At 72.3% G+C, this 19954-nt stretch carries 15 protein-coding genes and 3 pseudogenes; 6 read left to right on the forward strand and 12 right to left on the reverse strand.

Annotation, left to right across the window (positions count from 1 at the left end):
• Positions 1-4: 4 nt before the first annotated feature.
• Entirely contained in the window at positions 5-628 is a 624-nt protein-coding gene (locus ACIRPP_RS25475) for a histidine phosphatase family protein (protein ID WP_403647042.1), read from the forward strand.
• A gap of 84 nt (positions 629-712) precedes the next feature.
• Here the strand turns inward: ACIRPP_RS25475 and ACIRPP_RS25480 are convergent, their stop codons facing one another.
• Positions 713-1162 (reverse strand): PPOX class F420-dependent oxidoreductase, encoded by a 450-nt coding sequence (locus tag ACIRPP_RS25480; RefSeq protein WP_403647044.1) that lies wholly within the window; start codon positions 1160-1162, stop codon positions 713-715.
• Positions 1163-1276: 114 nt separating this feature from the next.
• On the opposite strand from ACIRPP_RS25480, the gene ACIRPP_RS25485 reads away from it, so the two are divergent.
• Positions 1277-2503: a serine hydrolase domain-containing protein gene (locus ACIRPP_RS25485; RefSeq protein WP_403647046.1), complete on the forward strand. Its 1227-nt coding sequence runs from the start codon at positions 1277-1279 to the stop codon at positions 2501-2503.
• 28 nt (positions 2504-2531) lie between these two features.
• Here the strand turns inward: ACIRPP_RS25485 and ribA are convergent, their stop codons facing one another.
• Positions 2532-3191, reverse strand: coding sequence for a GTP cyclohydrolase II (gene ribA, locus ACIRPP_RS25490; RefSeq protein ID WP_164337268.1), 660 nt, complete (start codon positions 3189-3191; stop codon positions 2532-2534).
• A 42-nt stretch (positions 3192-3233) separates the two neighbouring features.
• Between ribA and ACIRPP_RS25495 the strand changes: the two are divergent.
• Positions 3234-3998, forward strand: a pseudogene (locus ACIRPP_RS25495) (creatininase family protein); the annotation flags it as partial.
• Positions 3999-4429: 431 nt separating this feature from the next.
• Here the strand turns inward: ACIRPP_RS25495 and ACIRPP_RS25500 are convergent.
• The 5 genes and pseudogenes from ACIRPP_RS25500 to ACIRPP_RS25520 form a co-directional block, all read right to left on the reverse strand.
• A pseudogene (locus ACIRPP_RS25500) lies at positions 4430-5470 on the reverse strand (lysylphosphatidylglycerol synthase transmembrane domain-containing protein); the annotation flags it as partial.
• Complete coding sequence (locus tag ACIRPP_RS25505; protein ID WP_403647049.1) at positions 5467-6519, reverse strand: class I SAM-dependent methyltransferase; 1053 nt, start codon at positions 6517-6519, stop codon at positions 5467-5469. The pseudogene ACIRPP_RS25500 and the gene ACIRPP_RS25505, both read right to left, overlap by 4 nt.
• A complete protein-coding gene (locus ACIRPP_RS25510) occupies positions 6516-7739 on the reverse strand; it encodes a glycosyltransferase family 4 protein (RefSeq protein WP_403647052.1) in 1224 nt (407 codons plus the stop codon). The genes ACIRPP_RS25505 and ACIRPP_RS25510 overlap by 4 nt, the downstream gene beginning before the upstream one ends.
• Complete coding sequence (locus ACIRPP_RS25515) at positions 7736-8134, reverse strand: 6-pyruvoyl trahydropterin synthase family protein (RefSeq protein ID WP_403647054.1); 399 nt, start codon at positions 8132-8134, stop codon at positions 7736-7738. Before ACIRPP_RS25515 ends, ACIRPP_RS25510 begins: the two co-directional genes overlap by 4 nt.
• 535 nt (positions 8135-8669) lie before the next feature.
• Positions 8670-9647, reverse strand: a complete 978-nt coding sequence (locus ACIRPP_RS25520; RefSeq protein ID WP_403647057.1) for a zinc-binding alcohol dehydrogenase — start codon at positions 9645-9647, stop codon at positions 8670-8672.
• Positions 9648-9755: 108 nt separating this feature from the next.
• Here ACIRPP_RS25520 and ACIRPP_RS25525 point away from each other — a divergent pair, with 108 nt between their 5' ends.
• Complete coding sequence (locus tag ACIRPP_RS25525; RefSeq protein WP_403647060.1) at positions 9756-10547, forward strand: CDP-alcohol phosphatidyltransferase family protein; 792 nt, start codon at positions 9756-9758, stop codon at positions 10545-10547.
• Positions 10548-10584: 37 nt separating this feature from the next.
• On the opposite strand, the gene ACIRPP_RS25530 is transcribed toward ACIRPP_RS25525, so the two are convergent.
• On the reverse strand, positions 10585-11124 hold the full coding sequence (locus ACIRPP_RS25530) for a hypothetical protein (protein ID WP_403647063.1): 540 nt from the start codon (positions 11122-11124) through the stop codon (positions 10585-10587).
• Positions 11125-11304: 180 nt separating this feature from the next.
• Between ACIRPP_RS25530 and ACIRPP_RS25535 the strand changes: the two are divergent.
• Positions 11305-11892: pseudogene (locus tag ACIRPP_RS25535) on the forward strand (HD domain-containing protein); the annotation flags it as partial.
• Positions 11893-12031: 139 nt separating this feature from the next.
• Here ACIRPP_RS25535 and betT read toward each other — a convergent pair.
• The 3 genes from betT to ACIRPP_RS25550 form a co-directional block, all read right to left on the reverse strand.
• Positions 12032-14155, reverse strand: a complete 2124-nt coding sequence (betT, locus tag ACIRPP_RS25540) for a choline BCCT transporter BetT (protein WP_403647066.1) — start codon at positions 14153-14155, stop codon at positions 12032-12034.
• 261 nt (positions 14156-14416) lie between these two features.
• Complete coding sequence (locus ACIRPP_RS25545; protein ID WP_403647069.1) at positions 14417-16006, reverse strand: GMC family oxidoreductase; 1590 nt, start codon at positions 16004-16006, stop codon at positions 14417-14419.
• 110 nt (positions 16007-16116) lie between these two features.
• Entirely contained in the window at positions 16117-17583 is a 1467-nt protein-coding gene (locus ACIRPP_RS25550; protein ID WP_403647072.1) for an aldehyde dehydrogenase family protein, read from the reverse strand.
• 732 nt (positions 17584-18315) lie between these two features.
• Between ACIRPP_RS25550 and ACIRPP_RS25555 the strand changes: the two genes are divergently transcribed.
• The gene (locus ACIRPP_RS25555; protein WP_403647074.1) at positions 18316-18825 is read left to right on the forward strand and encodes a hypothetical protein; all 510 of its coding nucleotides are present in this window, start codon (positions 18316-18318) and stop codon (positions 18823-18825) included.
• Positions 18826-18951: 126 nt separating this feature from the next.
• Here the strand turns inward: ACIRPP_RS25555 and ACIRPP_RS25560 are convergent, their stop codons facing one another.
• Entirely contained in the window at positions 18952-19563 is a 612-nt protein-coding gene (locus ACIRPP_RS25560) for a DUF4352 domain-containing protein (protein ID WP_403647078.1), read from the reverse strand.
• Between the last annotated feature and the right edge of the window lie 391 nt (positions 19564-19954).

The following is a 19954-nucleotide window of genomic DNA, read 5'->3' on the forward strand; positions in this document are numbered from 1 at the left end:
GGGCGTGGGGGACCTGCTGCTGGCGCGGCACGGCGAGACGGAGTGGAGCAGGTCGGGGCGGCACACCGGCCACACCGACCTGCCCCTCACCCCGCACGGCGAGGAACAGGCCCGTTCGCTGGCGCCGCTGCTGGCGGGGCGGGCCTTCGCCCTGGTGCTGGCCAGTCCGCTGGTGCGGGCCCGCCGCACGGCCGAGCTGGCGGGGCTGACCGGTGCGAAGCCGGATCCGGACCTGCGCGAGTGGGACTACGGGGCCTACGAGGGCGTCACCACCGCGACGATCCGCGCCGGCCGGCCCGACTGGGACCTGTGGACGGACGGGGTGCCGCCCGGGCCCGAGCTCCCCGGTGAGTCCCCGGCGCAGGTCGGCGCGCGCGCCGACCGGGTGCTGGCCCGGGTGGCGCGGGCCCTCGAGGAGGGCGACGTGATGCTGGTGGCGCACGGTCATCTGCTGCGGGTGCTGACGGCTCGCCGGCTGGGCCTGTCCCCGGCGCAGGGGCGGCTGTTCCGGCTGGAGACGGGCACGCTGAGCCGGCTCTCGCTGGAGCACGGGCGCCCGGTGATCGCGGAGTGGAACGCGGCCGCGCCCACCGGGTGGCCGGCCCCGGTGCGCGGGCCCGCCGGCTAGCCGGCCTCGGTGCGCCGACCCGCCCGCTGACCCGCCTGGGTGCGCCGGCCCGCCGGCTGGTCGGCCTGGGATGCGCCGCGCCGGCTAGCCCGCCTCGGTGCGCCGGGGGATGCCGTAGGCCCGCTCCACGTGCAGCCGCAGGACGAGGCGGCGGTCGCGGACCATGGCGGCGCGGTAGTCGTCCCAGTCGGGGTGCTCGCCCTGCACGTCGCGGTACAGCCGGATCAGTTCCTCCACGGTGGCGTCGTAGGGGTCCCGGGCCACGGGGGAGAGTTCGGCGGTGCCCTCCGCGACCGTGTACGCCCAGCGGTCGTCGGTGGTGACGTGGTAGGAGGCCCGGGGGTCCCGCCGCAGGTTGCGGGTCTTGGCCCGGTCGTCGGTGACGGAGACGCGCACGATCCGTTCGTCGGGGTCGTAGGCGTGGTTGACGTTCGACAGTTGGGGCCGTCCGTCGCCCTTGAGGGTGACGAGCACCCCGCTGTTGCCCTCGGCGAGCAGGGCGAGCAGCGCGTGCTGCGCGGGTTCCTGAGTCATACCTCGATCAACGGTTCGCCGGTGGCGGGCGTTCCCCGTGCCCTCGCGCGGGGTAGTCCGCAGGCACCTCCGCGCCTGATCGCGGAGCTGTACCGGACCGGACCGAGGAGAACGATGACTGTGCTGGAGCACGAGACCGGGCCGGAGCGGGCCGGGCTGGACGCGGGGGCGTTGGGGCGTCTGGACCGGCACTTCGCCCGGCAGGTCGACGAGGGGCGGCTGCCGGGGTTCCTGGTGGCGGTGGCGCGGGGCGGACGCGTCGCCCACCTGACCGCATACGGGTGGCGTGACGTCGCGGCCGGGCGGCCGGTGCGCGCCGACACCCTGTGGCGGATCTACTCCATGACGAAACCGGTGACGGCGGTGGGCGCGCTGCTGCTGGTGCAGGAGGGCCGGCTGTCGCTGGACGACCCGGTGGGGCGTCATCTGCCGGCCTTCGCCGAACCCCGCGTGTACGACGGCGGCTCGGGGGCGGGGGTGCGGACGCGCCCGGCGGCCGGTCCGATGCTGGTGCGGCATCTCATGACCCACACGGCGGGGCTGACGTTCGCCTTCTACGGCTGCCATCCCGTGGACGCGCTGTACCGGGAGGCCGGACTGGAGTCGTCGGTGCTGCCGGGGGCGGGGCTGGCGGAGACGGTCGACGCGTACGCGCGGCTGCCGCTGCAGTTCGACCCGGGCACCCAGTGGAACTACTCGGTGGCCTCCAATGTGCTGGGCCGGATCATCGAGGTGGTGTCGGGGCAGCCCTTGGACGTGTTCATGGCCGAGCGGGTGTTCCGTCCTCTGGGGATGACGGACGCCGGCTTCGAGGTGAGCGAGGAGCAGGCGGGGCGGCTCGCGGAGCTGTACGGGGAGAAGGAGGGCGGCGGCATCGAGCCCATCGCCGGGCTGCCGCTGCGGGGGCGGCCCCGGTTCCTGTCCGGCAGCGGCGGAATGGTGGCATCCGCCTACGACGTGCACCGCTTCATGGAGATGCTGCGGCGGCGCGGGGAGCTCGACGGGGTCCGGCTGTTGGAGCCGGACACGGTGGACCTGATGACCCGCAACCATCTTCCCGGGGGCGCCGACCTGCGCGCCTTCGGCAGCCGTCCGGCGCACGACGAGCCGGGAAACGAGGGTGTCGGCTTCGGTCTCGGCGTGTCGGTGGTGGTCGACCCGTCCCGGACGCAGGAGCCGTCGGCCGCGGGCACGTTCGGCTGGACCGGGGTCGCCACCACCGCGTTCTGGGTGGACCCGGGCCGCGATCTGACCGTGCAGTTCTACACGCAGGTACGGCCCAGGTCCTCGCACACGGTCTTCCGTGACCTCCGGCGGCTGGTGCACGAGGCGGTGCACTGACCGGGGGCCGGGTCCCGTCCGCCGCCGGTCAGGACAGGTGGGCCACCGCGTCCAGGTGGGGCAGGTGGTGGTCGAGACGCTCCCGCTTGGTCCGCAGGTAGGTGATGTTGCTCTCGCACGGCGGTATCAGCAGCGGCACCTGCTCGGCGACCTGCACGCCGTGTCGGACCAGCGCCTCACGCTTGCGGGGGTTGTTGGACATCAGCCGGACCGACCGCACACCCAGGTCCTGGAGCATCCCGGCGGCGACGGCGTAGTCGCGGGCGTCCACCGGCAGGCCGAGGGCGAGGTTCGCCTCGACGGTGTCCAGACCCTCCGCCTGCAGGGCCATCGCCCGCAGCTTCGCCAGCAGACCGATGCCCCGGCCCTCGTGGCCCCTCAAGTAGACGACGACGCCCGCGCCTTCGGCGACGACGGCGCGCATCGCGGCGTCGAGCTGGTCCCCGCACTCGCAGTGCTGCGAGCCGAACGCGTCCCCGGTCAGGCATTCCGAGTGCAGCCGGACGAGGACGCCCTCCGCGCCGATGTCGCCGTGCACCAGAGCGACTTGTTCGTCACCGCGGTCGTGGTCCAGGTAGCCGATCGCCTGGAAAGGGCCGTACACGGTGGGCAAGGGGGCGTTCACGACGCGTTCCACGCCGGTCCGCTGCGGGGGCTTCTTGCCGAGTACGCCTACGTTTTCTGTCATGATTCTCGAGTTCCTAAGCAGAGACGAAAGGCCGTGAGGATTATGAGTGGTTCACCAAAGCGGTCGGCGGCATCCGGCCCGGTGCACGGTCTGTTGCCGGCGGATACTACAGAGGATGTACGGAAGCGGGGCGCCGTCGTCTCACGGCAGATCGCGATTCTTCCGGTGGGGAGCTACGAGCAGCACGGCGCCTACCTGCCGCTTGCGACGGACACGCTGGTGGCCTGTGCCGTCGCGCGGGAGATCGCCGGCGCGTATCCGGTGCACCTCCTTCCTCCGGTGACGGTCTCCTGCTCGCACGAGCACGCGGCCTGGCCCGGGACGGTCTCCATCTCCGCCGTGACGCTGCACGCGGTGGTACGGGACATCGCCGACTCGCTGCGCCGGTCCGGCGTCGACACGCTGGTGCTGGTCAACGGGCACGGCGGCAACTACGTCCTCGGCAACGTCGTGCAGGAGGCGTCCGCGCGGGGCGAGCGGATGGCGCTGTTCCCGGCCGTGGAGGACTGGGAGGCGGCTCTGGACCGGGCCGGTGTGGCCACCTCGCTGCTGACGGACATGCACGCGGGGGAAATCGAGACCTCCATCCTTCTGCACACTCATCCCGAATTGCTCCGGCCCGGTTATGAGACGGCTGATTTCGTCGCGGACGACCGGCGTCATCTGCTCACCCTGGGCATGGCCGCTTATACCGATTCCGGTGTCATCGGGCGCCCTTCTCTGGGCTCCGCGGAAAAGGGCAAGCACCTCCTGGCGAGTCTCGCGGATTCCTTCGGCGCGTATTTCACCCTCCTGACGGGCGACGGCCCGGACGACCCGGCCACGGCTCTCGGCGCCGGTACGACCGGCGGCGGTACGGCCGGCGGCGGTACGGCCGGTGGTGAGCAGACGGCCGGTGCGCGTACGGCGCCCGGTACCGGAACCGGCGACGCCGGGACGGGCGGTGCGGGAGCGGCCGACGCCGGTACGGGCACTGCCGGTACGGGCCCTGCGGGTACGGATGGTGTCGGATCGACCGACGCCGGTCCGGGCGGTGCGGGTGCGGGTGACGCCGGAGCGGACGGTGCGGGTGCGGGTGCGGCTGGTGCCGTCGGCGGGGCGGACGCTCCGTCCGGGGCCGGGGTTCCGGACGGCCCTGACACGTCCGGCACCGCGGCACGGGACGCGGCCCGCGGGTAGCTTCCGTCGTGCGCGCCGGGACCGGTGATGACGGGGTCGGCGACCGTCCCCTTCCCGGCGCGCAGGCCCGCGTACCAGCGGGTGGCGAGGACGACCAGGCCGGGCAGGCTGGCGACGAGACAGAGCACCCCGTACACCACCGCGACGGCCAGCCCCTGGCCGGCACCGAGTCCGGCGGCGCCGAACGCCCACGCGGTGACGCCCTCCCGGGGCCCCCACCCGCCGACGTTGAGCGGCAGGCTCATGGCGAGCAGGGCCAGCACGGCCAGCGGCAGTAGTTCGCCGACGGCCGCGTCGGTTCCGGTGACGCGGGCCGCGAGCACGAACATCGCGATATGCCCCGCCAGGACGACGACCGAGGAGACCAGCACGCCGGGCCCGTTGCTGCGGGAGAGCAGCCCCGCGCGGGCTTCGGCGAGCATCCGGCGCAGCGCCCGCCCGCGACGCGAGGGCGTCGGACGGTTCATGCGCAGGGCGAGCACGACCAGGCAGGCGCCCAGGGCGCCGAGGCCGGCCAGCGGGGCGGCGTGCCGGGCCTCGTCCAGGACCGGGGACGGCACCGTGAGCAGCACGGCCGCTCCGGCGGCGAACAGCGCGAGCTGTCCTGCGGTCCGCTCCAGGACGACGGCCCGCACGCCGCGTCCCAGGTCGCCGGTGCTGCGCCCGTGGTGCACGGCCCGGTGCACGTCGCCCACGACGCCGCCGGGCAGGGCCGCGTTGAGGAACAGGGCCCGGTAGTAGTCGGCGACGGCCCGGCCGAGGGGCAGCCGGATACCGAGGCCACGGGACACCAGGGACCAGCGCCAGGCGCTGAACACGGTGGTGACCAGCCCGAGCGCGAGGGCTGCGAGCAGCGCCGGGCCGTCGATCCGGCGCAGCCCGTCCAGGAAGACCCCGGTACCCAGGCGCCACATCAGTACCGCGAGGATCGCCAGTCCGGCGAGGGTGCCGAGGCGGGTCCGCACGAGCGGGGAGTTGAGGCGCGCGAGCAGGGCACGGAGACCCGCCCGCTGCCCCGCCCCGGGCTCCTCCCCCGCCCGCGGGCTGTCGACGGAGTCGGCCGGTGCCGTCGCAGTGGCCGGTGAGGGTGGGGCACTCATGCGGTGCCGCCCGTCGGTCGGCACAGGGCGAGCAGGTCGCTGTGGTGGACGACGACCCGCAACTCGCCCGCCGCGCAGGCCTCCAGGCGCTCCTTCAGGTAGCTTACGGCGCGGTCCGCCAGTTCCGGGCGCTCCTCGACCGCCGCGCCGACCCAGCCGCGCAGCCACTGCTCGGTGAGGGCGGCCTGGTCCGGGCCGAGCCGCCAGGGGCTCGGGTTGAGCCGCACTGTCGCGCCGTGTTCGGCGAACGCGTCGGCGGCGGCCGTCGCCGCGTCGGGGCCGAGCAGGCCGCCCCGGCGCTGGTGGGCGTTGAACGCCTCGGTGACCTCCTGGTCCATCGGGTGCGGGGCGCTCAGTTCGACGCGCCCGGCGACGGACAGGGTGAGCAGGGCCGGGCAGCCGGCTCCTGCGCACGCGGCGGCGAGCGCACCGACCTCCTCGCGGGTGAGGACGTCGAGCAGGGCGGAGGCCGTCACGAGGGAAGCGCCGGCCAGGGCGTCGGGGGTGAGCCGGGCGACGTCGCCGCGCCGGGTCTCCACGGACACCCGGCTGCCGTCGGCGGACGACCGCGGCGCCCCCACGGCGGCGAAGTGCAGCAGGTAGGGGTCGCGGTCGTGCAGGATCCAGTGCTGCGCACCGTCGAGGTGCGGGGCGAGCCAGCGGCCCATCGACCCGGTGCCGCAGCCGATGTCGTGGATGACCAGGCCGTCCGCCCGCTGCGGCAGGTTCGCCAGGCGGATGCGCAGCGGATCGAGGAGGTCGTGCGAGCGGGCGACGGCATCGGCGGGCTCGCGCAGCTGGAGCCACTCGGGCGCGTAGCGGGCGGGCTCCTCGCCACCGGTGTCGCGCAGTCTGACGGTGGCCCGCTCACCGGGCCGGGCGGCGGCCGGCGCGGCGGGTCCGGCGCCGGGGATGACGGCGGGTCCGGCGGTGTCGCTGCCAGAGGTCACGGTGCCCCCTCGTGGGCCGGTGGCCGCGTCCGCGGCCTGCCGGGGTCCGGGCTGGGACGGGATCGTCCCGGCGTGCGTGGTCGTCGCCTGCTCGGTCATGCGGCCCTCCGGGGTTCGGCCGGCAGCCGGCGCAGGACGCCCGCCAGGCTCTGTGCGGTGCTCGCCCAGCCGCCCAGCGCGGCGCGCCGGCCCCGGGCGGCGGCCTTCAGCCGGCGCCGCACGTCGGGCTCGCCGAACCAGCCGCGCAGTTCGGCGGCGATGGCGGCGGGGTCCTCCGGCGGGACGAGGATGCCCGGCACCCCGCCGTCGGGGGCGCGCCCGACCGCCTCCGGCAGCCCGCCGACGTCACTGGCCAGCACGGGGATGCCGCGGGCCAGGGCCTCGGTGACGGCCATCCCGTACGTCTCGGCGTAGGAGGTGAGGACCATCAGGTCGGCGGCGGCGTAGCTGGCGTCGAGGTCGGCGCCGGAGCGCGGCCCGGCCAGTTCCAGCCGGTCCTGGAGACCGTGGGTGCGGATCAGCGACTCGAGGTGGGCGACGTACTCGGGGTCCTGGGTGGTCCCGCCGACGAGACTGCAGGTCCACGGCAGGTCGGCGACGGTGGCCAGGGCCTCCACCAGCCGGTGCTGGCCCTTGCGCGGTGTCACCGCGGCCACGCACAGCAGCCGCGACACGCCGTCGGTGCCGGGGGCCAGCGGCGCGATGTCGGCGCCCGGGGCGGCGACATGGACCCGCTCGGGGTCCAGGCCGTGGTGCGAGACGAGACGGCGCACCGCCCAGTCGCTGGTGGCGACGACGGCGTCCACGGCACGCAGCACCGTGCGCTCGCGGGCGTCCAGCTCGGCCGCCATGGCGGGCTCCAGCCCGGTCTCGTCCCCGAGCGGCAGGTGGACCAGCACGGCCAGGCGCAGCCGCTCCGCCTCGGGGACGACGATGTCCGGCACGCCGCAGGCGACCAGTCCGTCCAGCAGGACGGCGCTGCCGTCGGGAAGTTGCCGCAGGGTGCGGGCGAGGTGCGCGCGGGCGGCGGAGTCGGGGCGGGGCCAGGAACCGGCCACGGCGTGCTTGTGGACGCCCCATCCGAAACCGGGCAGGTCGAGGCAGACGCGGCGGTCGTAGGCATTGCCGCCGCTGGGCGCGGACGGGTCGTCGACGCCGCCCGGCATCACGAAGTGGACCATGCGCAGGGACATGGGGATGATCCCGTCGTTCCTCGGAAAGGACGCCTGCCGGGGAACATAACCCAGTCGGGCGGCCCCCGCCCGTTCGGCGGAGGGGTCGGTGGTGGGCGAGGCGGTGTGAAGGGTCGTGTCGGTCACAGCGCACGCTCGTAACTCGCCCAGGCGATGTGCGACTCGTGCAGGGTGATGGTGAGACCCGTGATGCCCTTGGCGCTCTCCCCGAGCGCGCCCTTGTGGATGCGTTCGGCCAGCCGGTCGGCGATGACCTTGGCCAGGTACTCCGTGGAGGTGTTGATCCCAGCGAAGTCGGGCTCGTTGTCGAGATTGCGGTAGTTCAGCTCGGCGACGAGAGCCCCGAGTTCCTGCGTGGCGAGCCCGATGTCGACGACGATGTTGTCCTGGTCCAGCTGTTCGCGCCGGAACGTGGCGTCCACGAGGAACGTGGCCCCGTGCAGGCGCTGGGCCGGTCCGAAGACCTCGCCGCGGAAACTGTGGGCGATCATGATGTGATCGCGGACGGTGATGCTGAACAACGGACGACCCTCCAGGTGCGGCGCGTCTGCCCCCCGGCCGATGTCCGCCGGGGATGTCGTGTAGTACGGCTGACTCTCTTCCCGTGTTCAGCCGTCAGTAGCTCTTTTCTCAGGTCAGGCGGGGGCGGCCGGTTCTGTGCGGTACCCACGCGGGGCGGAGTGGGGCGAGGGGCGGGCGTGACGGGCCCGGCGAGCGGGTGAGCAACGTCGGGGACGGTCGGGGGCGGATGGTGCGGTGGCGTGTCTGTGACGCCGGGTGCGGCTGTTGTCTGTGGGGCGCGTCTGCGTCTGCGTCTGCGTCTGCGGGGAACGAGGTACGACTGGCCGGCCCGGCTGGGCGCGGCTCGGTGCGGCGGAGGGGCGGGGGTGGTTGAGTCCCGGCCCGAGGGGGCGGCGTGTGTACGGCGTGGGGCGGGCAACAGGGCCGGCGTGGCGCGGGTCAGCCTCAGCCGTCAGCTCCGGCCCGCGGCGGGTGGTGGTGCCGGCCGGGCGGGTGGTGTGCCGGGCCGCGGGCGGGCGGTGCGTCGGGGCCGGCTCAGGGAGCGTCGTAGCGGACGCGGTGGCACAGGGCCGGGATGTCGCCGGAGGCCAGCCGGGGCATGACCTCGGGCAGGTCCGAGAAGGGGGACTCCCCCGTGATCAGGGCATCGAGCGCGGGGTCGGCGAGCAGGTCAAGGGCGACGGCCAGCCGGTCGGCGTAGCTGCGGCCGGGGCGGGCCGGGGAGACCGTGCCGACCTGGCTGCTGCGGATGACCAGCCGCCGTGAGTGGAACGCCTCGCCGAGCGGGAGGGCCACCCGCCGGTCGCCGTACCAGCTCAGTTCGACGACCGTGCCCTCGGCCGTGAGCAGTTCCAGGGACCGGCTCAGTCCCTGCTCCGTAGCGCTGGCGTGCACAACGAGATCGCACTCGCCGAGAGCGTCCTGGGGCAGGGCGAATCCGACGCCGAGGCCGCGGGCGGTGCTCTCGCGTGCCGGATCGCTGTCGACGAGCTGCACGCGCACGCCGGGGAACCGGGCCAGCAGGGCCGCCACCGAGCAGCCGACCATCCCCCCGCCGACCACGGCGATCCGGTCACCGATCAGTGGTGCGGCGTCCCACAGGGCGTTGACGGCGGTCTCCACGGTCCCGGCGAGCACGGCCCGCCCGGCCGGCACCTCGTCCGGCACCGGGGTCACCGCGGAGGCCGGTACGACGTAGCGCGTCTGGTGCGGGTAGAGGCAGAAGACGGTCCGGCCGGTGAGGTGCGCGGGGCCCTCCTCGACCACGCCGACGTTGAGGTAGCCGTACTTCACCGGCCCGGGGAAGTCGCCCTCCTGGAACGGCGCCCGCATCGCCGCGTGCTGGTTCTCGGGCACCCCGCCGCGGAAGACGAGAGTCTCCGTACCGCGGCTCACCCCGGAGTACAGCGAACGCACCACCACGTCGTCGTCACCCGGCTCGGGCAGGTCCACCTCGCGGATCCCGCCCCGGCCGGGCGAGTCGAGCCAGAACGCGCGAGCGGTGCGGTTCATCGGAATCCTCCTGAACGATCGGGAACCTGCACGCGTACCGAGGGGTGCACAGGCCGCGCACAAGGTAGCGGCGTTGATCAAATCTGTCACACGGCCGGAGGGTGTTCGGTGGCCCTGAACAACAGTTACGACGCGAGGCTCGTACAGCAGGAGACCGCCGTGGGGGCGGGCGTACAGATCCTGCTGCTGGTGCTGCTCGGCTCGGCGATCGGCATGGGGCCGGCGGGCTGGCTCACCGGTCTCGCGTTCGCCCTCGCGACCTGGGCGGTGCTCTCCCGGGCCCTGCACCGGTCCCGGTCGCGCTCCTTCGGCGCCGCCAACCGGGTCACGCTCGGCCGGGCCATTCTCGTCGGGGGCGTCACGGCTCTGGTGGCCGACTCCTTCCAGGACTCGCCGCCCATCTCCCTCTTCGTGGGCCTGACGGCCGTCGCACTGATTCTCGACGGCGTGGACGGCAAGGTGGCGCGCAGGACCGGTACATCGACTGCGCTGGGTGCCCGGTTCGACATGGAGGTGGACGCCTTCCTGATCCTGGTGCTGAGCGTGTATCTGTCGATGGCCATGGGGCCGTGGGTGCTGCTGATCGGCGGCATGCGGTACGGGTTCGTCGCCGCGGCACGCGTCTGGCCGTGGCTGAACGCCCCGCTGCCGCCGAGCACGGCCCGCAAGACGGTGGCCGCCCTGCAGGGCGTGCTGTTGCTGCTGGCAGGCGCGGAACTCCTGCCGCACGCGGCCAACGTCGCGGTGGTCGCGCTGGCGCTGGGGCTGCTGCTGTGGTCGTTCGGCCGGGACGTGTTCTGGCTGTGGCGGACCTCGCGGGTCCCGGCGACCCCGGTCGAGCAGGCCGCTCAGCAGCCGTCGCCCGAGCAGTCCGACCGGCGGGAACTGGTCGCCGGCTGACGCGGGGCCAGGGGCACGTCACGGTCCCCGTCCCGCCCTACGCGATCCCCGTCGCGTCGAGCACCCGGACGAGATCCTTGCGCCCGTATCCGAGCACCCGCGCCCGGTGGGCGGCCATCAGCACCAGGTGGGCCACGGTCTGCGCCGCCGGGCCGTCCCGGTCGGAACCGAGCCACTCGTCCGGCTTCTCCACCCCCAGGCTGGTCATCACCAGTCCGTGCTCGCGGCGGATCTCCGCGACCGTGCCGGCGACCGCGTCCATGAGGGTCCGCCCCGGCCGCTCGCACTCCAGCGCGAAGCACCCCCGGTCGACGGGAACGCATCCCTTCGGCGGATGCCTCCGCACCTGCGCGTACCGCTCGTCCCCGAACCCGGCCGTCTCGAACTCCTCGTGCACCAGCGGGAACCGGTGGAACCCGCGCGGGACCGGTGGCGGCGGGGGCGTGTACGTCCACCCCGCGTCCTCGTACAACTGCCGCTTGACCTCCTCCTCGTCTCGGTGCGTCACCGAGAAGCCGTTGGCCTCGTTGCGCCCGGTCGTCGTACCGTCGGGATTGCGGTGGAAGTGCAGACCCATCTGTGTGTCCCCCGTTGCTTGTGATGAGTGAGTGTCCGTGGCGAGCGGAGGAGTCCTCCCGTCTTCGGGAGAAGTCCCCGTCACTCCGTCGAACGGTCCGCCCGGTCGTCGCGTGCCCGTTCCCCGAGACATCACCCGATCGCGTGACACCGGCCGCCAGCCCGCTGACGCTTGCCCCCGTTGTTCCCCTCCCCGAGGCGCATTCCGGGACCTGACGAGATCCGCGCCCTGCACGAGCGGTACGCACCGACGGCCGAGGCGTTCGACCTCGTCCACCAGCACTGCGTGATCGTCTGGGGCGTCGCCGAGCAGCTGCTCTCCGATCCCCGTCTCTCCCCTGTGGACGCCGAGCTGGTCCGCGCCGGCTGCCTCCTCCACGACATCGGTGTCTACCGCCTCTACGGGACCGACGGACGGCTCGACCACCGCAACTGCGTCCGGCACGGCCTGCTGGGACGCGAGATCCTCGAGCGGGAGGAACTTCCCGAGACCCTGCGCCGGTTCTGCTCCCACCACACCGGGGTGGGACTCACCCGGGACGACATCCTGAAGCAAGGGCTGCCGTTGCCGCCCGCCGACTACCTGGCGGAGACGGTGGAGGAGAGGCTGGTGATGTACGCGGACACGTTCCACACCAAGTCCGGGCCGGCGTCGTTCCTCTCCCCCGAGGAGTACCGCGACCACGTCCGACGCTTCGGTGAGGACAAGGTGACCGCTTTCGAGGCGCTGCGCGCGGAGTTCGGCGACCCGGATCTCGCTCGCCCGGTGCGACCCCACGGGACGGCGCCCTCCCTCTGGCCCACCGCCCGGCCGAGGAGTTCTGAGGGCCGGAGCCGCACACTCTGTCACTGTGCCGGCTGTCGGAGGGCCGCCAAGGGCCCGGCCCCGTCGGGGTCGAGGCCCGGTCCTACTCCTCCGGCAGATGCGCGTCCGGGGCGTCCGGGCGGTGGTCCGGGAAGCCGGAGCGGCTGGCCTCGTGACGCACCCGCAGGAACTCCAGGTGCCGTTCGTACTGGTCGAGGGCGTCGGCGATGAGCTGTTCCTTGGTGTACCCCATGACGTCGTAGTCCTGGTTGCCCTCGGCGAGCCGGACCTCGAAGCGGACGTAGGTGTCGTGCGTGGTGACCGACCGGGTGGCGAAGGCGGGCGTCGGCCGTTCGACGGGCCAGACCTCGTAGACGAACTCGTCGCTGGTGCCGATCGGTACACGCAGGCCGACGTGCGCGAGGCCGGTGTCCTCGACGACCCCCTCCACGACCTCGGCCTCCGCACCCTGCTGCCGCAGTTCCTGGGCGACCTCCTGGAACGCGGGTCGGCACACCTGGTCGACGAACCGGGCGGCCGCCCGACGGCCGGGGAAGGACATGGTCCGGGCCAGCCGGTGCCGCCAGTTGGGCGCCCCCGGCAGACCGTGCTGTGCCATGCGCCCGGACAGCGACCCCGGAAGGGTGGTGTCCTTGGCCTCGACGAGCATGCGTTCGGTGCGCAACGCCAGGAACAGCCCGGCCATGATCAGGAACATCACGAAGGAGAAGGGCAGGCCCATGATGATGGTGGCGTTGGTGAGCGCCTGGACGCCGCCCACGATCAGCATGGCGAGCGTGAGCAGACCCGTCGCGACCGCCCAGAAGATGCGCAGCCAGGTGGGTGCGTCGGTCACCGGAGTCGGCAGTTCGGCGCTGAGGTTGCCCATCACGAGGGCGCCGGAGTCGGCGGAGGTGACGTACAGCAGCAGGCCGACGAACGTCGCCAGTCCGGCGCTGAACACGAAGCCCGGATACTGGTCCAGCAGGGTGTAGAAGCCCTGCTCGGGGACGTTCATGGCGGTTTCGCCGAACTCCTTGTTCCCGTCACGCACCAGGAACAGGGCGCTGTTGCCGAAGATCGCCAGGAAGGCACCGGTGAAGAGGAACGGGATGACGAGCGTCGCCGCGATGAACTCGCGCAGGGTGCGGCCGCGCGAGATGCGCGCCAGGAAGAGCCCGACGAACGGCGCCCATGCGATCCACCAGGCCCAGAAGAAGAGGGTCCAGGCGTCCAGCCACTCGGTGGGCTGGTCGTAGGCGAAGGTGTTGAGCGTCATCGACGGGAAGCCGCTGACGTAGTCCCCGACGTTCTGCACCACGGCGTTGAGCAGCCGGAACGGTTCGTCGACCACGAGGATGTAGAACATCAGCAGGGCGGCGAGGAGGACGTTGAGCTGGGACAGCCGGCGGATGCCCTTGTCCACGCCGGACGCGGCCGAGGCGGTGGCCATGCCCACGGCGACCACGATCAGGGCGATCTGCGCGGCCAGCCCCTCCGGCACGTCGAAGAGGACTTTCAGGCCGTAGTTCAGCTGGACGACGCCGATGCCGAGGGTCACGCCGATGCCGAAGACGGTGCCGATGATGGCCGCGAGGTCGACGGTGTCGCCGATCCGGCCGTGGATGCGCCGGCCGATGATCGGGTACAGCGCGGAGCGGATCGCGAGCGGCAGCTTGTACCGGAAGGAGAAGTATCCGAGCGCCATGCCCATCAGCGCGTACATGGCCCAGCCCGTGATGCCGTAGTGGAACAGGGTCCACACCACGGCCTGCCGCGCGGCCTCCAGCGTTTCCGGGTCCCCCTGCGGCGGCGCGAGATAGTGGCTGACGGGCCCGGAGACCGAGAAGAACATCAGGTCGATGCCGATGCCGGCGGCGAACAGCATCGAGCCCCAGGTGAAGAGCCCGTAGTCAGGTTTGGAGTGCTTGGGGCCCAGCTTGACGGTGCCGTATTTGGACACGGCGATGTAGACGACGAAGAGCAGGTAGAGGGTGGCGGCGACGAAGTAGTACCAGCCGAACCAGCTGGAGATCTTGCCGACGACCACACCGATGGTGGTTTCCGCACCGCTCGGTGTGATGATCGCCCAGAGCGAGATGGCGAGAACGAGGGTCGCCGCGCCGAAGAACACCACCGGTTTCAGCCGGACGGGGCCCGTCGGCCGGTCGTCCGCCAGCAACTCCTCCGGTGCCGCTCCGTGGCCCTTGTCTCCAGCGCTCGACATGGTCGGTTCCTCCTTCGCTGAGGGCCAGGACGTCGGCCGGGACGGCCGGTGGCTTCTTCCGCCGGCCGAGGCCGCCGCCGCTCGCGAGACCTCAGGTCTGTGCTCGAACACCCCTGGTGCGGGGCGCGTGGGGCGAGGCAGAATCCTGATGCCCTGGTGGTGATGGCTTGAACCGACCGTACGGGACGAACTCCCGTGCGGCGTACACGGATCCCGGACGGCGGACGGCACGCGGTGATGTGCGCGCGGGCCGCGGCCCCGTCACCGCGCGGCCGCCCGGCCGGCGGACGTCCCGTCACCGGGCCCCGGCTTTCCGGTGATCAGGTCGGCGGCCCGTTCGGCGGCGAGCAGCACGGTCACCATGGGGTTGATGGTCGGCATGGTCGGGAAAACGGACGCGTCGACCACACGCACACCGTCGACCCCGCGCAGCCGCATCTGTGGGTCGCAGACGGCCATCGGGTCGTCCGCCGCGCCCATGCGGCAGGTGCCCGCCGGGTGGTAGACCGTGTGGGCGGCGCGGCGCCCGTACTCCGACAGGTCGGCGTCGGACGTGACGTTGGGGCCGGGAGCGACCTCGCGGACGAGCCAGTCCTTCAGCGGGTCGGTCGCGGCGACCTCCCGGGCCAGCTTCAGGCCCTCGACGATGGTGCGCTCGTCGTGGCCCTCGGGGTCGGTGAAGTAGCGGAAGTCCAGCGCGGGGTGCTCGGACGGGTTGGAACTGCGCAGCCACATCCGGCCGGTGGAGCGGGCCCGGGGGACGTTCGGTGTCATGCACACCCCGTGCTCGGGGACGGGGTAGCCCAGGCGTTCCGTGTTGACGGTGAACGGCACCTGGTAGAAGTGGAACATCAGGTCCGGGCGCGGCTGCCCCTTGTCGAGGCGCAGGAACAGTCCGGCGTCGGAGTCCATGGCGGAGTTGGGCGGCAAGGGGCCGTCCGTCTCCCAGAGGATGATCGACTCGGGGTGGTCCAGCAGGTTCTCCCCCACGCCGGGCAGGTCGACATGGACGTCGATGCCCACGCGGCGCAGGTCGTCGGCCGGGCCGATGCCGGACAGCATGAGCAGCCGCGGGGTGTCGATGGCGCCGGCGCACAGGACGAGTTCGCGCGTCGCGCGCACGGTCGCGGGCTCCCCGTCGGCACCGCGGACGGCGACACGGGTCAGCCTCCCGTCCTCGTCGGTGAGCAGCCGGTGCGCCCAGGTCTCCAGCATGAGGGTGAGGTTGGGGCGGTTCAGGATCGGGTGCAGGTAGGCGACGGACGCGGAGGAACGCAGGTTGCCCTCCGGCTCGTAGGCCAGCGAGAAGAAGCCGGTGCCGTCGGCGAAGGGCTCGGCGTTGAAGTCGTCGACGACGGGGACGCCCGTGGCCCGGGAGGCGGCGGTGACGAAGTCCTTGGCGATGGGATTGCGGTCGGCCTCGGCCACCGGGACGATCTTGGTGAGCAGCCGGTCCCGGTACGGGAGGATCGTCGCCGGGTCCCAGCCGGCGCACCCGGCGGCCACCCAGTCGTCGAGGTCCTCCGGCAACGGCATGAAGCTGATCAGCGTGTTGTGGGAGGAACAGCCGCCGAGGACACGGGCCCGCGAGTGGAGGATGTGCGAGTTGCCGCGCGGCTGTTCGACCGTGGTGTACCCGTAGTCGTACTCGGTGCCCAGCAGGTTGATCCAGTTGCGCAGGCGCAGGACACGCTCGTCCCCGACGTCGCTGGGACCGCCCTCGATCACGCAGACCCGGCAGTCGGGGTCCTCGCTCAGGCGGGCGGCGAGCACACAGCCGGCGGTGCCGCCGCCGACGATGACGTAGTCGTAGGAGGACTCGGCGCCGTGCGGGGTGGTGGGGGCGGCCATGGAGTGCCTTTCGTCAGGGCTCTTCGCGTGCTCTGGAATGCTGAAGTACCGGGGTACTGGAGTACTGAAGTACTGGAGTGCCTTCGGGGGGTGCCGGGGGCTGCGCGGGATCAGCCCTTGAACCAGCCGGACGGCCCCGGGGCGAGGTTCTGGTAGATGTGCTTGGCCTCCTGGTACTCACGCAGGCCCGTGGGACCGAGCTCGCGTCCCACGCCTGAGCGGCCGAATCCGCCCCACTCGGCCTGCGGTACGTACGGGTGGAAGTCGTTGATCCACACGGTGCCGTGCCGCAGCCGCTGGGCGACGCGCTGGGCGCGGCTCGCGTCGGACGTCCAGACGCCGCCCGCCAGGCCGTAGCGGGTGTCGTTGGCCAGTTCCACCGCCTCGTCCTCGGTGCGGAACCGCTCGACCGTGACGACCGGGCCGAAGACCTCGTCCTGGACGATGCTCATGGACCGGTCGCAGTCCGCGAAGATGGTCGGCAGCAGGAAGTAGCCGTTACGGAGCGCGGGATCGTCGGGCCGGGTGCCGCCGGTGACGAGCCGGGCGCCCTCCTCACGGGCGGCGGCGATGTGACGCTCGACCTTGTCCCGGTGCTCGGCGGAGCTGAGCGGACCGCTCTCCGTGCCCTCGTCCAGGCCGTTGCCGAGGCGGATCGCCCGGGCCCGCTCGGCCAGGGCGTCGACGAACCGGTCGTGCAGGGAGTCCTGGACCAGCAGCCGCGAACCGGCGGAGCAGACCTGCCCGGCATGCAGGAAGGCCGCGTCCAGCGCGTAGTCGACGGCGGCGTCGAAGTCTGCGTCCTCGAAGACGATGTTGGGGTTCTTGCCGCCCAACTCGAGCGCGATGTTCTTCGGCCCTTCGGCGGCAGCGGCCATGATGGCGCGTCCGGTGGCGAGGCCCCCGGTGAACGACACCAGGTCGACCTCGGGGTGCGAGGTCAGAGCCGCGCCGACCGTCGCACCGGAACCGAGCACCAGGTTGGCGACGCCGGGCGGGGCACCGGCCTCCTCGATCAGCCGGATCATGGCGATGGTGGTGAGCGGCGTGGTCTCGCTGGGCTTGAGGACGAAGGTGTTCCCGGCGGCCAGCGCGGGGGCCACCTTCCACGATGCCTGGAGCAGCGGATAGTTCCAGGGAGCGATGAGCGCGCACACCCCGACCGGCTGGTAGACGACCCGGCTCAGCACGTCCGGGCCGACGTCCACGACCCGGCCACCGTCCTTGCCCGCCAGCTCGGCGAAGTACCGGAAGGCGTTCGCCACGTCCTCCACGTCGATCCGGCCCTCGGTCAGCGTCTTGCCGGTGTCGAGTGTCTCGGTGCGGGCGATCTCGTCCCGGTCGCGCAGCAGCAGGTCGTGGACGCGCATCAACAGGTCGGCGCGCTGCCGGGTGGGCGCGTTCGCCCAGTCCTCCTCGACGAAGGCCCGCCGGGCGGCGCGTACGGCACGGTCGACGTCGGCGGCGTCCGCCTCGTCGACCGTCGTGACGACGGAGGCGTCGTACGGGTTCAGCACCTCCCGCCGCCCGCCCGCGGCCGCGTTCGTCCACTCACCGTCGATGTACAGCTCGCCCATCGCGGGGCCTCCTTCGCTTCCGACCGGTACCGATCGGGTTGCCGGTCGGCAACAAGGCCATGCTGCGGCGGGGCGGCGCGGTGCGCACGGCCGATGTCGCGAGCGGGTGGTGTGCTTGACCCGCGCGGGCTAATGACCGGGCCGGGAGGGGCGGTGCGGGGGCAGGCCCGGCCACCAGAAGGGCCCGGCGGCCAGGTCACGCGGCGCCCTTCACGCCAGGCCGACCAGCGGGGCGGAGCGACAGGGAGTTCTCGACGCGTGGCGCAGCCTGGCCGGCCCCGGCCTTGCCGGTACACGGTGAGAGGTGGCTCCGGGCTCCCCCGTGCGGGCCGCCTTCGCAGGTGTCGAGGGGGCTGCGGCTCGTCACCTCCTACCCCTCATTCTCCGGACGCCTTGGCGGAGATACACGCCCCCGTCAATCAGGTCATACCAAAACCGTTGACACCGCTAACATACCTCCGGCATGCTCCCTTGACGTCGGGCGGAGACCCACCGGTCGCACCAGCGATCCCATCACCACGGCCCCAGAGGGCTGCAGGACGACCTCAGCGATCTCTCCATACCGCTACGCGCAGACGCTCTACGGGGGTTGCAGCAGAGAGGGCTCCGGCCCAACGGCCCGCCCGTCCAGTCGACGCCCCACCCGGCCTGATCGAAGGGTTCCGGCTGGGCCGCGCCGCGTCCATCGCACTGCACATCCCCGGACCGCACAGAACATCCCCGGGAGGGAACATGGCCTTTCAGCCGCAGCCACCGTCCGCAACCGACATACGCCCGCTGCGCAAGCGCAAGAGACTGTGGGCCGTCGGCGCCGCCCTGTTCGCCATGGGGGCGCTCGGCGGCATCCAGTCCGCGCAGGACGAGGTGAACGCCGCCCAGACACTTGCCGCCAAGCCCGCACCGACTGTCACGATCACAGCAACGGCCACAACCACCGCCACCGTGACGGCCACTCCCGAAGCGAAGCCCGCCCCCACGGTCACGAAGACCAAGAAGGTGGAGACTCCCGGCCCGACCGTCACCGTCACCCGGAGCGCCCGCACCTCCAACTCCGGCGGTAACAACAGTGGCGGCAACGGCAGCGCTTCGGGCACGTGCTCCATCGTTTCCAACGCGGGCAACTGCTACCAGGCCGGGCAGTTCTGCCGGAACAGCGATCACGGGGCCACGACGACGACTGCGAGCGGCGCACGCATCACCTGCTCCTACCGGTCCAACGCCTGGCGCTGGTCCTACTCCTGACGCACACCACACAGGGAGCGACAAGGGGCGGACGGTACCGGCTCCCCCGAGCACGGATCTTCGCGGGAGCCGGCCCGGTCCGCGCCCCTCGACCGGACCGCCTCAGGCTCCCGTACTTCCTGGCTCCTACCGCAGCTTCCACTCACCGGTCTTGTCGGCGAACCCGGAGTTCATGGTGAACTGCACGGTGTCGATCTTCGCCGCCTCGGGGACTTCGAAGACGATCCAACCCAGCCCCTTGGCACCGGGCTTGAGCTTCAGGCTGGAGGCCATCGAGGGCCCGGCCGTGATGTCCCCGAAGGTCGCGTCGAACTGCTGCCCCTCACTGTCGGCGACCTGCGCCCCGTTGGACGGGCTGTCGCTGTAGGCCGCCTTGCCGGTGTTGACCAGCTTGAACTGCACGCCGACGAAACGCTTTCCGGCGGCGGGCTTCATGAACTCGTCCGCGGACTTCGCGGGGTCGGCGACCTTCACGACCGTGACGTCGAGTTCGCTGCCCTCGTCCATGCCCTCCAGGGCGAGGGTGTCACCGACCTTGGCGATCTCGGGAGCCTTCTCCTTCTTGGCCGTGTCCTCGCCGGTGCCGGTGTCGACGTCGGCAGCGGCACCCTTCTTCGGCTTGTCGACGACGGTGCTGCCGGTGTCGCAGGCAGTCAGCGTGAGCGCCCCGACGGCGGCGACGGCAGCGGCGGCAATTCTGATACGGGCGTGCATGGTCCCCCCAAGGACATGGCTCATGTTCACATTCGTCTCCCCGGCGTGAGATCACCGAAGAACGCACGAGAAACATAGGTGAATCGCGTTGATAGTGTCAACAGAACGGTTACGTCGATTGCATCTCTCGCGTGCACGATGGGTTCACAGCTCGATTGGGAGGCATGCGGCTCTGCCCGGCAGCAATCGCCTGGTGATCCCCGGAGCGGCCGATCACGTCGGAAGGCACGGCAGAACACAGCTGCTGCCCACGGAGGCATGCGGAGATGGCGGCTCGGAGCCTCGATCAGCCAGCTCCCGCAGCCCCGCGGAGCTCGGCGATACCGCCGTATGCCTACTCGGCGACGCTCCCGGCTCCCGGCTTCCCGGTCGACTCGCTACGGCGTGCACGCCCCGCGGACGCGCACGCCGTGAA

Origin of the sequence: Streptomyces sp. NPDC101219, assembly GCF_044767675.1 — a bacterium.
Lineage (GTDB): Bacteria > Actinomycetota > Actinomycetes > Streptomycetales > Streptomycetaceae > Streptomyces.

Excerpts from the sequence above, each read along its gene's own strand:
- ACIRPP_RS25480 (WP_403647044.1), bottom strand. The coding sequence starts at position 1,162 with ATGACTCAGGAACCCGCGCAGCACGCGCTGCTCGCCCTGCTCGCCGAG.
- ACIRPP_RS25485 (WP_403647046.1), top strand. The coding sequence starts at position 1,277 with ATGACTGTGCTGGAGCACGAGACCGGGCCGGAGCGGGCCGGGCTGGAC.
- ribA (WP_164337268.1), bottom strand. The coding sequence starts at position 3,191 with ATGACAGAAAACGTAGGCGTACTCGGCAAGAAGCCCCCGCAGCGGACC.
- ACIRPP_RS25505 (WP_403647049.1), bottom strand. The coding sequence starts at position 6,519 with ATGACCGAGCAGGCGACGACCACGCACGCCGGGACGATCCCGTCCCAG.
- ACIRPP_RS25520 (WP_403647057.1), bottom strand. The coding sequence starts at position 9,647 with ATGAACCGCACCGCTCGCGCGTTCTGGCTCGACTCGCCCGGCCGGGGC.
- ACIRPP_RS25530 (WP_403647063.1), bottom strand. The coding sequence starts at position 11,124 with ATGGGTCTGCACTTCCACCGCAATCCCGACGGTACGACGACCGGGCGC.
- betT (WP_403647066.1), bottom strand. The coding sequence starts at position 14,155 with ATGTCGAGCGCTGGAGACAAGGGCCACGGAGCGGCACCGGAGGAGTTG.
- ACIRPP_RS25545 (WP_403647069.1), bottom strand. The coding sequence starts at position 16,006 with ATGGCCGCCCCCACCACCCCGCACGGCGCCGAGTCCTCCTACGACTAC.
- ACIRPP_RS25550 (WP_403647072.1), bottom strand. The coding sequence starts at position 17,583 with ATGGGCGAGCTGTACATCGACGGTGAGTGGACGAACGCGGCCGCGGGC.
- ACIRPP_RS25555 (WP_403647074.1), top strand. The coding sequence starts at position 18,316 with ATGGCCTTTCAGCCGCAGCCACCGTCCGCAACCGACATACGCCCGCTG.
- ACIRPP_RS25560 (WP_403647078.1), bottom strand. The coding sequence starts at position 19,563 with ATGAGCCATGTCCTTGGGGGGACCATGCACGCCCGTATCAGAATTGCC.